Origin of the sequence: Sphingomonas sp. NPDC019816 (assembly GCF_050274375.1) — a bacterium.
In the GTDB taxonomy this organism is placed as follows: domain Bacteria; phylum Pseudomonadota; class Alphaproteobacteria; order Sphingomonadales; family Sphingomonadaceae; genus Sphingomonas.
Genome location: NZ_JBNNOB010000124.1, coordinates 1 through 11,168, shown reverse-complemented (window position 1 = coordinate 11,168; position 11,168 = coordinate 1). Strand labels below are relative to the sequence as shown.

At 66.1% G+C, this 11,168-nt stretch carries 9 protein-coding genes and 2 tRNA genes; 6 read left to right on the top strand and 5 right to left on the bottom strand.

From position 1 onward, the window contains the following. Positions 1 to 148: 148 nt before the first annotated feature. Together ACQKJZ_RS15300 and ACQKJZ_RS15295 are read right to left on the bottom strand one after the other, a co-directional pair. Positions 149 to 1,138 carry a bile acid:sodium symporter family protein gene (locus ACQKJZ_RS15300; protein ID WP_427732060.1) on the bottom strand — a complete coding sequence of 330 codons (990 nt, stop codon included), beginning with the start codon at positions 1,136 to 1,138 and terminating at the stop codon, positions 149 to 151. 453 nt (positions 1,139 to 1,591) lie between these two features. Further along, the gene (locus tag ACQKJZ_RS15295; RefSeq protein ID WP_427732058.1) at positions 1,592 to 2,062 is read right to left on the bottom strand and encodes an Lrp/AsnC family transcriptional regulator; all 471 of its coding nucleotides are present in this window, start codon (positions 2,060 to 2,062) and stop codon (positions 1,592 to 1,594) included. A 108-nt stretch (positions 2,063 to 2,170) separates the two neighbouring features. Between ACQKJZ_RS15295 and ACQKJZ_RS15290 the strand changes: the two genes are divergently transcribed. The 3 genes from ACQKJZ_RS15290 to ACQKJZ_RS15280 all read left to right on the top strand — a co-directional run bounded on the left by ACQKJZ_RS15290 (position 2,171) and on the right by ACQKJZ_RS15280 (position 6,939). Further along, positions 2,171 to 3,307: a PLP-dependent cysteine synthase family protein gene (locus ACQKJZ_RS15290; RefSeq protein ID WP_427732056.1), complete on the top strand. Its 1,137-nt coding sequence runs from the start codon at positions 2,171 to 2,173 to the stop codon at positions 3,305 to 3,307. Next, positions 3,304 to 5,319, top strand: a complete 2,016-nt coding sequence (locus tag ACQKJZ_RS15285; RefSeq protein WP_427732054.1) for a M3 family metallopeptidase — start codon at positions 3,304 to 3,306, stop codon at positions 5,317 to 5,319. Before ACQKJZ_RS15290 ends, ACQKJZ_RS15285 begins: the two co-directional genes overlap by 4 nt. Before the next feature lie 159 nt (positions 5,320 to 5,478). Further along, complete coding sequence (locus ACQKJZ_RS15280; protein ID WP_427732052.1) at positions 5,479 to 6,939, top strand: methyl-accepting chemotaxis protein; 1,461 nt, start codon at positions 5,479 to 5,481, stop codon at positions 6,937 to 6,939. Positions 6,940 to 7,583: 644 nt separating this feature from the next. Here the strand turns inward: ACQKJZ_RS15280 and ACQKJZ_RS15275 are convergent. The 3 genes from ACQKJZ_RS15275 to ACQKJZ_RS15265 form a co-directional block, all read right to left on the bottom strand. Continuing rightward, a tRNA-Ala gene (locus ACQKJZ_RS15275) sits at positions 7,584 to 7,659 on the bottom strand. Positions 7,660 to 7,734: 75 nt separating this feature from the next. Beyond that, positions 7,735 to 7,810 (bottom strand) — tRNA-Ala (locus tag ACQKJZ_RS15270). 87 nt (positions 7,811 to 7,897) lie between these two features. Beyond that, positions 7,898 to 8,221, bottom strand: coding sequence for a TIGR02300 family protein (locus ACQKJZ_RS15265; RefSeq protein WP_058717749.1), 324 nt, complete (start codon positions 8,219 to 8,221; stop codon positions 7,898 to 7,900). Positions 8,222 to 8,317: 96 nt separating this feature from the next. Here ACQKJZ_RS15265 and aroA point away from each other — a divergent pair, with 96 nt between their 5' ends. The 3 genes from aroA to ACQKJZ_RS15250 all read left to right on the top strand — a co-directional run. After that, entirely contained in the window at positions 8,318 to 9,649 is a 1,332-nt protein-coding gene (aroA, locus tag ACQKJZ_RS15260; RefSeq protein ID WP_427732050.1) for a 3-phosphoshikimate 1-carboxyvinyltransferase, read from the top strand. Beyond that, complete coding sequence (gene cmk / locus ACQKJZ_RS15255; RefSeq protein ID WP_427732048.1) at positions 9,646 to 10,278, top strand: (d)CMP kinase; 633 nt, start codon at positions 9,646 to 9,648, stop codon at positions 10,276 to 10,278. Before aroA ends, cmk begins: the two co-directional genes overlap by 4 nt. 358 nt (positions 10,279 to 10,636) lie before the next feature. After that, a partial coding sequence (locus tag ACQKJZ_RS15250) for a S1 RNA-binding domain-containing protein (RefSeq protein ID WP_341210904.1) occupies positions 10,637 to 11,168 on the top strand: 532 nt, incomplete at its 3' end.

The following is an 11,168-nucleotide window of genomic DNA, read 5'->3' as shown; positions in this document are numbered from 1 at the left end:
CTCAGTGTGCCAGTCTGTCGTAGCTGCATCCGGCAGTCCCGTGGACCACCGCTGCGGTGAAACCCCTCTAGGCGGGGCCACGTCGGCGGTCAACAGCTTTTTTCACGGCTTCGTCATTTTTCTTGCGCTGCGGCGTAACACGCCTTCGCTATGATCCCTGCCCTGCCTCGTCGTCGGTGTCGTCGGCCGCGCCATAGTGGCGGGCGAGCATCGCACAGGCGATCAGCTGGATCTGATGGAACAGCATGATGGGCAACAGGATGACGCCCACCTGCGCCGCCGGGAACAGCACGCCCGCCATCGGCACGCCCGAGGCCAGGCTCTTTTTCGATCCGCAGAATTGCAGCACGATCGCATCCGCCCGCGACAGCCGCATCGTCCGCGCGATCACAAAGGTCATCAACAAGATGATGCCGAGCAAAAAAAGGCATAGCAGCATCAGGCGCGCCAAGTCGGTGGGCGATATGCGGGTCCACAGCCCCTCGACCACCGCCGCGCCGAAAGCGGTATAGACGACGAGGAGGATCGATCCCCGGTCGACGATCGTCAGCAGGCCCTTATGCCGCGTGACAAAGGCCCCGATCCACGGACGTAGCAAATGCCCCGCCACGAACGGTACGAGCAGTTGCAGCACGATGCCCTCTACCGACGCCAGCGATATGCCGCTTCGTCCATCACCCTGCATAAGAAGCGCGACCAGCGCCGGCGTCATGACGATGCCCAGCAGATTGGAGAAGGATGCGCTGCATATCGCCGCCGCGACGTTGCCGCGTGCGATCGCCGTGAAGGCGATCGACGACTGCACCGTCGATGGCAGCAAGGTCAGAAACAGGATGCCCGCCGCCATCGCCGGATCGACGCCGGGCAGGTGCGATAGCCCAAGGCCCAGGATGGGAAACAAGCCGAAGGTCACCACCAGGACAGCGATATGCAATGGCCAGTTGCGCAAGCCCTGCCAGATCGCGTCGCGCGACAGCTTTGCGCCATGCAGGAAGAACAAGAGGATGATACCCGCATCCGCGACATAGCCCGCCACGACGGCAAAACCGCCCCGCGCGGGCAGAAAGGTCGCCAGCAGCACCGTGCCGAGCAGGGCCAGGATGAAGGGTTCGAGAACGGAAAACAGGCGCTTCAGCATCGGCGCTCCTGGAAAAGACGGAATGCGGGTCGAGCGGCCACGCCGTCTTCCCGACAATGCCGGCCAGATAGGATGCCAAATCCGACGATGCCATCGGGGATCGTCTCAGCCGCCCGTCGACCGAGATGTCGACGCTCGTCCCGATCGAATCGCTGGGAAACGAAAAACGGGGGGAGCGATGCCCGTATCGCTCAACCCCCGTCCCGATCGTCCGCCGGTGCCGGTCTTACCGGCGGCTTCCACTCCCGATTATCGATTCTGTCTTATGTTTGGCTGACGACGCGTGACTTCCGTAGGGGAAATCGCGGCCAAAAAAAAGGCCGGTCTTGCGACCGGCCGAAAAGTTTTTAGGAGAGGATGCCTGAAAGGCCCGTCCCTTTTGCACCGCAGCACGATTTGCTGCAATTGCAACCTCGGCAAAGACACATGCACGAAATGCAATCGCATGCATGGTCAACTAGGCGAACGGCATGGCAGCGGTATCGCCGTGCTGTGCTTGATCTCCTCCATGGCAAAAGCCGCGCTGACGTCCACCAGCCGCACACGGTCGATCAGCCGCTTATAGACGCGATCATAGGCCTTGATGTCCGCCACGCGGATCTTGAGCAGATAATCGATCTCGCCCGCCATGCGGTAGAATTCGACCACCTCGGGCATGTCGCTGACCGCGCGCGCGAATTCATCGAGCCAGGCGGCATTGTGCTCGGCGGTGCGGACGCTGACGAAGACCGTCATGCCGGCATCGAGCTTTTCCGGGTCCAGCAACGCCACCCGCTTCAGGATGATGCCATCCTCTTCCAGCCTGCGGATGCGGCGCCAGCACGCATTTTGCGACAGGTTCACACGGACCGCGATCTCCGCGACCGACAGATTGGCGTCGTCCTGAAGCTGCGCCAGGATGCTGATGTCAATTTTATCGATCATCGGACCATATTATCGCATTTCCTTGCGCGTACCATGCCCGCACGCGCCAACTTTGGTATGATTTGACATGCCTGATCGCATATCCTTTTGCATAGAAGGGATATCATCATGCTGACGATCGCGAAGCCGCGCGCCTGCACACCATCCGCTGTGGAGGCCCTGGGGGTCACGTCGGCATACCGTCCGGTCGACCACGCTTTCATCGCCGCCGCACTTGCAGTGATCGACCGCGACCGACGTCGCTGCCCCGAGACGCCGCTCCTGACGCTGGCGCTTCCAGCGGCCCCTGCGATCGATCTGTACATGAAGGACGAGTCGGCACACCCCACGGGCAGCCTGAAGCACCGGCTCGCCCGCTCCCTGTTCACCAGCGGCATCGTCGCGGGCGTAATCCGCGAGGGTCGGCCTTTGGTCGAGGCTTCGTCCGGCTCGACGGCGGTGTCGGAGGCCTATTTCGCGCGCCTGCTGGCCCTGCCCTTCCATGCGGTGATGCCGGCCAGCACGGCCAAGGCCAAGATCCGCGCGATCGAGGCGCAGGGGGGCCAATGCCATCTGGTCGAGCCGCATCGCCTGTATGACGAAGCGCGCGACCTCGCCGATGCGCTGGGCGGCGTCTATCTGGACCAGTTCACCAATGCCGCCCCCGCCACCGACTGGCGTTGCGACAATATCGCCTCGGCGATCCTGGCGCAGATGGCGGGCGAGCCGCATGCCGTCCCCGACTGGATCGTGGTCGGGGCGGGCACGGGCGGAACCGCGACGACGATCGGACGCCATTGCCGGTATCGCGGCGTGCCCACGCGACTGTGCGTCGCCGATGTCGAGAACAGCGCCTTCTTCCAAGGGTATCGCGACGATGACGTCACGGCGCGCTGCCCCCTGCCCTCGCGGATCGAGGGGGTCGGGCGGCCACGGGTCGAGCCCTCCTTCCTGCCCGGTACCGTCGATCGGATGATGAAGCTGCCCGATGCGGTGTCGATCGCGGGTATGCGGGTGGTCAGCGACCTGCTGGACCGGGCGGTCGGGCCCTCTACGGGCGCGAACTTCGTCGCCGCCGCGCTGCTGGCGCTGGAGATGACCGCCGATTGCCGGGCCGGATCGATCGCCACACTGATCTGCGATCACGGCGCGCGCTATGCCGATTGTCACCACGATCGGCGCTGGCTGGCGGCGCAGGGCCTTGCCGAAAGCGTCGACGCGACCGAGATGATGCTTCGGACCATGTTGCTCAAGGACGCCGAATGACCACCAATCCCCTTCTGGCCGATACCGACCTGCCCGACTTTGCGGCGGTTCGCCCCGAACATCTCGTCCCGGCGGTCCAGACCCTGATCGCCGACGCGCGCGCCGCCGCCGACCGGATCGGCGGGTCGAATGCGAGCGATTTCGAAAGCGTCGTGCTGGCCAGTGAGCGTGCCGGTTTTGCGATCGAGCGCGGGTGGTCGCCCGCCAGCCACCTTCATTCGGTCGCCGATACGCCCGAGTTGCGCGCCGCCTTTGCCGAGGCGCAGGCGATGCTGGCCCAATATGGCATGGAAGCGGGGCAGGATGCGCGGATGTTCGCCGCCTTCAATCGCGTCGACCTGGCCCCGCTCGACGAGGCGGAAGCGCGCAGCGTCGAGTTGACCCGTCGCGGCTTCCGGCTTTCGGGTGTCGCGCTGGATGAGGATGCCAAGGCGCGGTTCCGCGAAATCGGGGTCGAGCTGAACCGCCTGACCACCGAATTCGGCAACGCCGTGCTGGATTCTACCGAAGCCTGGAGCGAGCATGTCACCGATGAGGCGCTGCTGGCCGGCCTGACCGACAATGCCAAGGCGATCCTGGCGACCTATGCCGCCGAGAAGCAGCTCGACGGCTGGCTGGTTACACTGCGTGAACCGAGCGTCCAGGCGATCCTGACCCAGGCTGACGATCGCGAGCTGCGCGCACGGGTCGCCCGCGCCTATGCCACCCGCGCGTCGGATCAGGCCGCCGACCCGAGCCATGACAATTCGGCGCGGATCGAGCAGATACTGGCGCTGCGCCATGAGGCGGCGCAGTTGCTGGGCTTCTCGGACGCCGCGGCGCGCTCGGTCGAGACCAAGATGGCGCAGTCGGCGGACGAGGCGCTGGCCTTCCTGTCCGATCTGGCGAAGCGCGCGCGTCCACTCGCCGAGCGTGAAGTGGCCGAGGCGACCGCCTATGCCAGCGAGACGTTCGGCATCGCCAAGCTCGAGCCATGGGACATGGCCTATGTTGCCGAACATATGCGTCGCGCGCGTTTCGGTGTCGATCGCGAGGCGATCCGCGCCTATTTCCCCCTGCCCCGCGTCATGGACGGGACCATCGCGCTGATCGAACGCCTTTACGGCGTCCGGCTGGTTCAACGGCAGGGTGTGTCGGTGTGGAATGCCGATGTCCGCTATTATGACGTGCAGGACAAGGACGGCACGGTCATCGCGGGCGTCTATTGCGATTTCCACGCCCGCGCCGGCAAGCGCGGCGGCGCGTGGATGGATGTGTGCCGCCCGCGTTTCCGCGATGCCGACCGTTTCCACCGCCCGGTCGCCTATCTGGTGTGCAACTTTCCGCCCGCGACGGGTGATACGCCCGCGCTGCTGTCCCATTCCGATGTGGTGACGCTGCTCCATGAGTTCGGCCATGTGCTGCATCATCTGCTGACCGAGGTGGACCTGCCATCGATCGGCGGCATTTCGGGCGTGGAATGGGATGCGGTCGAGTTGCCCAGCCAGTTCATGGAGAATTTCGCATGGGATCGCGACACGCTGACCGGCCTGTCGGCGCATGTCGAGACGGGGGAGCCCCTGCCCGAGGCGCTGTTCGCCAGGATGCTGGCGGCGCGCCGGTTCCAGGCGGGGCTGTTCCTGCTTCGACAGATCGAGTTCGCGACCTTCGACCTGACGCTCCATCGCGATTATGATCCGGCACAAGGCAGCCGGGTCATGGACGTGCTGAACGCCGTCCGCGCCGAGGTGGCCGTCATCCATCCGCCCGCCTGGAACCGCTTCCCGCACAGTTTCAGCCATATTTTCGCGGGCGGTTATGCGGCCGGCTATTACAGCTATTTGTGGGCGGAGCTTCTGTCGGCGGACGCCTTTGCCGCGTTCGCCGAAGAGGGCCAGGCGGCCGGCGACCGCTTCCGTCACGAGGTGCTGGCACGCGGGGCGAGCCGGCCGGCGGCGGAGAATTTCCGGGCGTTCCGGGGACGTGCGCCGCAACCCGACGCACTGCTGCGCCACCACGGCCTGGCGGCGTGATCGCATCACCGGATGGGGCTGAGAGACTCCATCCGGTACGATATCGCAAAAGGTTCCGCATTATAACTTAGGTAATTACAAAAAATCTTCGCCGGTCGCCCGTTCTGTACGAGCCATTAACCCTCAACGGCTTACTCCGTCCTGAAGGAGGACCGGGCCGTGAGCGGATCAGAGCAGATTGATTTTGAACAGAGGCTGGCAGCGTTCGGCTATACCCCGCGCAGCTATGTCACGTTTCCAATGGTCAAGCGCGCGATCGAGCGTCATGCGCCCGCCGCACTCACCGCCCTGTACCATCACATCGCCGCCACATCGCAAATTCGCGGGCTGTTCGCGTCGCAGGCGCGGATGGACCATGCCCGCGACAAGCAGATGGAACATTGGCGCAAGCTGTTCTCGCGCCCGCTCGATCGCGATTACGCCGCATCCTCGGCCCATATCGGCCAGATCCATGCCAAGATCGGGCTGGCGCCGACCTGGTATATCAGCGGCTATGCGCGGATGCTCGAATATGTGCTGCCCAAGCTGATCCTCGGCCGTCTGCTCTGGCCGTTCGGCGCGCGCCGCCGGGCACGGGCCGCGACCGCGCTGGTCAAGGCGTCGCTGATCGACATGGACATCGCGCTCGCCGCCTATTTCGAGGCCGAACAGGCCGGGCGCAGCGCCGTCATCGCACGGTGCGAGGCGGTGTTCGACCGCATGGCCAAGGGCGACCTGACCGCCACGCTCGACGGCCTGCCCGCCGAATATCAGGCGCTGGCGGACAGTTTCGAGGCGATGCGCGCGCAGATGTGCGCCACGCTGGGCGTCGTCACCCATTCGGGCCAGCAGATCCGCAGCGGATCGGGCGACATCCGCCAGGCGTCCGACGACCTGTCGGACCGCACCAAGCAGCAGGCCGCCTCGCTGGAGGAGACTGCCGCCGCCATGCAGGAGATCACGTCGACCGTGCGCCAGACCGCCGACGGTGCCTCGCAGGCCAACCGGATCGTCGGCGAGGCGCGCAACGAGGCCGAGGAATCGGGCGCGATCGTGCGCCGGGCGGTCGAGGCGATGAGCGGGATCGAACGCGCGTCGACCGAGATCAGCGAGATCATCACCGTCATCGACGGCATCTCCTTCCAGACCAATCTCCTGGCGCTGAACGCCGGGGTCGAGGCCGCGCGCGCCGGCGAAGCTGGCAAGGGCTTCGCGGTGGTGGCGAGCGAGGTTCGCGCGCTGGCGCAACGCTCGGCCGAGGCGGCCAAGGACGTCAAGACGCGCATCATGGCCTCGTCCGATCAGGTGGCGGCCGGCGTCGCGCTGGTCAACGAGACGGGCGACGCGCTGCGGCGGATCATCGAGCGGATCGGGCAGATCAGCGAACTGGTATCGAGCATCGCCGCTTCCGCCGGACAACAGTCGATCGGACTGGAACAGGTCAACAACGCCGTCACCGAAATGGACATCGTGACCCAGCGCAATGCCGCCATGGTCGAGCAGGCAACCTCCGCCGCGCGCAGCCTGGCGCAGGAGGCCGAGGTGCTGGCCAATGAGGTCGCCCGCTTCCAGCTGGCCGCCGGGTCCGTGGACCCTGCCAATCCGGTCCATCGGCTGCAACGGCGACTGGCCGCCGCCTGATCGCCTGCTCCCCTGCCCCACTCCCTCTGGCCTCCGGCAAAGCCGGGGGCTTTTGTTTTGGTGCAGCGCATCCCTTCAGCCGACGCTACGCTGTCCCGGCGGGGCAAGAATCGACGTGATAAGACGTGAGTGGATCCTGCCGACTTTCACATAGCCGTCCCCCCGGCTCGTGGAGGGGGCGACGTCGGTTGCAAGTGAAGCGTCCCCATGAGCGGTGCCCCCCCGTCAGGCCTTTGGCCCGCCACCTTCCCTTGCAGGGGATCGTTACAAAGCTCTTTGGACCACCCCGGCGGGGGCCGGGGTCAGTTAGGTAAGCGTTTATAAGCGATGGAAGGCGTTCAGCATCGGGAACCCGGCCTCCGTCGGGGTGGAACGAGAAGAGGGGGGAGGCCAATTTCGCACTGATCCCCTCGCAGGGAAGGAATGGCATGAGCCGTTGACCGGGCGCCGCGGATCACGCGCGACATCGTAATCGGGCCCCGACCCTCGCTGGGAGGGTGGTATGGTGATGGGAGGAGATGGCGTATCCGTGACCTCCAAGCGAACGCGCTCACGACCAGTTCCACCGTGACATGGGTCCGAACGCCAAAAACCGCCCTCCGGCATGGCCGTGGCGGTTATCGAACATCATATTGTTGAAAGGATGGTGGAGCCGAGGGGGATCGAACCCCTGACCTCTGCAATGCCATTGCAGCGCTCTCCCAGCTGAGCTACGGCCCCATCGATCGGCACAGACCACGGCGGGATCGGGTCTGGCGGTCAGCGTGTCCAGCCACGCTGGCTATTCCGGCGGAATGGTGGAGCCGAGGGGGATCGAACCCCTGACCTCTGCAATGCCATTGCAGCGCTCTCCCAGCTGAGCTACGGCCCCGTTCCGCTGTGGAGGCAGCCCACTAGCGGGGCTGTCGGGGCTCGGCAAGCACTTTTTTCAGGTCCCTGCCGAACCCCGTCGAACCTCTTAGTGTTCGTCATCCTCGCTGGACGTTTCCACGCCCAGATCGTCGTCGCCACCCAGATCGACCTCATCGTCGGGCGAGGGCTCTTCGTCCTCACCGGTGATGTCCAGATCTTCGTCGTCACCGCCCGCCAGATCGCTGTCGGCTTCCTTGTTCTCGGGCTTGTTCTGCTCGAACGGCAGAGGCTGCTTCGACTTCAGGATGGGCTCGGGCTCCCACTGCGTCCCGCAGTTGATGCAGGTGACGGGGTCGTCCTTTTCGAGGTCGTAGAAACGCGTCGCGCATTTCGGGCACGTACGCTTCGTGCCCCATTCCGGCTTGATCATGCCGTTCATACCTTTCGGAATTGGGTTTTCCGCCGGAGCGAAAAGTGGGCGCGCCTTGCCACAGCGCAAGCCCCCTGTCAAAAGCCCGCGCCATCTATGGCGCACACCCTTCCCCAGCCTCGCACCGTGCGAGCCGCCGCCGCCCTTCGCGGCACCATCGCCGTTCCGGGCGACAAATCGATCAGCCACCGCTCGCTGATGCTCTCCGCGCTCGCGGTCGGTGAAAGCCGGGTCGAGGGGCTGCTGGAGGGCGAGGACGTGCTCGCCACCGCCGCCGCGATGCGCGCGATGGGCGCGGACATCGTCCGCCAGGATGACGGGGTGTGGGTGATCCACGGCGTCGGCGTCGGCGGACTGCTCCAGCCGGAGGTCGCGCTCGACATGGGCAATTCGGGCACCTCGACGCGCCTGCTGATGGGTCTGGTCGCCAGCCATCCGATCACCGCGACCTTCATCGGCGACGCCTCGCTATCCAAGCGCCCGATGGGCCGCGTCATCGATCCGCTGTCGCAGATGGGCGCGCAGTTTCAGGATACGCCCGGCGGCCGCCTGCCCCTGATGGTGCGCGGGATCAGCCCGGCGGTGCCGATCCGCTACACCCTGCCCGTCGCCTCGGCGCAGGTGAAGTCGGCGATCCTGCTTGCCGGTCTCAACACGCCGGGCGAGACGACGGTGATCGAGCCGATCGCGACCCGCGACCATAGTGAGCGGATGCTGGCGGGCTTCGGCGCCGAGTTGACCGTCACCCCCTCTCCCAAAGGCCGTATCATCACGATTCGCGGCGAAGCCGAGTTGAAGCCGCAGAATATCGTCGTTCCCGGCGATCCGTCCTCGGCGGCCTTCTGGCTGGTCGCGGGCTCGATCGTGCCGGGCGCGGACGTGACGATCACCAATGTCGGCATGAACCCGACCCGCACCGGCATCATCGCCGCGCTCAAGATGATGGGCGCCGACATCACCGAACTGAACGCGCGCATCGTCGGCGGCGAGCCGGTCGCCGACCTGCGCGTCCGCCATGCGCCCCTGTCAGCGATCGAGGTCCCGCCCGAGCTGACGCCGAGCATGATCGACGAATATCCCGTGCTGTTCGTCGCGGCGGCTTATGCCAAGGGTACGACCATCGCGCGCGGCGCGGAGGAATTGCGGGTCAAGGAATCCGACCGGATCGCCGCGATGGCGAACGCGCTCGACGCGTGCGGCGTCCGTTGCGAGGAGTTCGAGGATGGCATGGCCGTGACCGGCACCGGCGGCGATCCCATCCCCGGCGGCGCGACGATCGCCACGCTGCTCGACCACCGGATCGCGATGAGCATGACCATCGCCGCGCTGAACGCCCACGCGCCCATCACGCTGGACGACGCCGCGCCGGTGGCGACCAGCTACCCCATCTTCTTCGACACGCTGGAAAAGCTGGGAGCGATGGCATGATCATCGCCGTCGACGGTCCCGCCGCCAGCGGCAAGGGCACCATCGCCCGTGCCCTCGCCAGGCATTATGGTCTGCCGCATCTCGACACGGGTCTGCTCTACCGCGCGGTCGCGGCGACGGTACGCCAGATGCACCTCGACCCTACGAAGGAAGCCGATGCGGTCGCCGCGTGCAGCTTCGACGACAGCCTGCTCGCCGATCCCGCCTTGCGCGATGACGAGACGGGCAAGCTCGCCTCGGTCGTGTCGGCGCATCCGCTGGTCCGCGCCGCGCTGCTCCAGCGGCAGAAGCGCTTCGCGCAGCAGCCCGGCGGCGCGATCCTCGACGGACGCGATATCGGCACGGTCATTGCGCCCGACGCCGACGCCAAGCTGTTCGTGAAAGCCAGCCCGCAGGTCCGTGCCCGGCGGCGGCATAACGAGCTGGTCGCGAACGGCTCGACCGCCAGCTTCGAGCAGGTGCTCGCCGACATCCGCGCCCGCGACGAACGCGACAGCGGCCGGGCCACGGCCCCCCTCACCCAGGCGGCGGACGCGGCGGCGCTCGACACCTCCAGCCTGACGATCGACGCGGCGGTCGCCCGCGCGATCCAGTTCGTCGACGCGCAGGTCGCGGCCAAGGCGCGCTAACCCAATCCTCCCCAGCATGGGGAGGTGGCAGCGCGCCAGCGCTGACGGAGGGGGGCTTCCACACAGGACGTCCTTTACGGAAAGCGCCCCCTCCCCGTACCGGCGAGGATCTCCTCACCTTGCGCCAAACCCCCTTTTCCGCTATGGAGCCCGCGCTCGCGGACCCTGTTCCGCGGAGAGGCTGACGCGGGGTCTTGCCCCAGCGTCCTTTCCGCATTCGCGCGGACCGCCGCTTTTCCGTGTTTCAGTCACATCTTCGGGCTTGGTGGCGTCGACATGGGGTCGGCGCGGCCATCGTCGAAGGTTTCGGGCGACGCCCGGACCGGAGGCGGAAAACTATCAGGAACCTAACCCTTTTATGGCAACCAACCCCCAGCCCACGCGCGACGATTTCGCGGCGATGCTCGATGACATGTTCGGCGGTGCCGACAGCTTCGAGGGTCGCGTCGTGCATGGCACCGTCACCGCGATCGAAAACGACATGGCCGTCATCGACGTCGGTCTGAAGTCGGAAGGCCGTGTGCCCCTCCGCGAATTCGCTGCCCCCGGCCAGAAGGCCGACCTGAAGGTCGGTGACGAAGTCGAGGTCTATGTCGACCGCGTCGAGAACATGCACGGCGAAGCGATGCTCAGCCGCGACCGCGCCCGCCGCGAAGCCGCCTGGGACAAGCTGGAACTCGAATTCTCGAAGTCGGCCCGCGTTGAAGGCGTGATCTTCGGCCGCGTGAAGGGTGGCTTCACCGTCGACCTGAACGGCGCCGTGGCGTTCCTGCCCGGCTCGCAGGTCGATATCCGCCCCGTCCGCGACGTCACCCCGCTGATGGACATCCCGCAGCCGTTCCAGATCCTGAAGATGGACCGCAAGCGCGGCAACATCGTCGTGTCGCGTC

Excerpts from the sequence above, each read along its gene's own strand:
- ACQKJZ_RS15265 (WP_058717749.1), bottom strand. The coding sequence starts at position 8,221 with ATGATCAAGCCGGAATGGGGCACGAAGCGTACGTGCCCGAAATGCGCG.
- ACQKJZ_RS15300 (WP_427732060.1), bottom strand. The coding sequence starts at position 1,138 with ATGCTGAAGCGCCTGTTTTCCGTTCTCGAACCCTTCATCCTGGCCCTG.
- ACQKJZ_RS15295 (WP_427732058.1), bottom strand. The coding sequence starts at position 2,062 with ATGATCGATAAAATTGACATCAGCATCCTGGCGCAGCTTCAGGACGAC.
- ACQKJZ_RS15290 (WP_427732056.1), top strand. The coding sequence starts at position 2,171 with ATGCTGACGATCGCGAAGCCGCGCGCCTGCACACCATCCGCTGTGGAG.
- ACQKJZ_RS15285 (WP_427732054.1), top strand. The coding sequence starts at position 3,304 with ATGACCACCAATCCCCTTCTGGCCGATACCGACCTGCCCGACTTTGCG.
- cmk (WP_427732048.1), top strand. The coding sequence starts at position 9,646 with ATGATCATCGCCGTCGACGGTCCCGCCGCCAGCGGCAAGGGCACCATC.
- aroA (WP_427732050.1), top strand. The coding sequence starts at position 8,318 with ATGGCGCACACCCTTCCCCAGCCTCGCACCGTGCGAGCCGCCGCCGCC.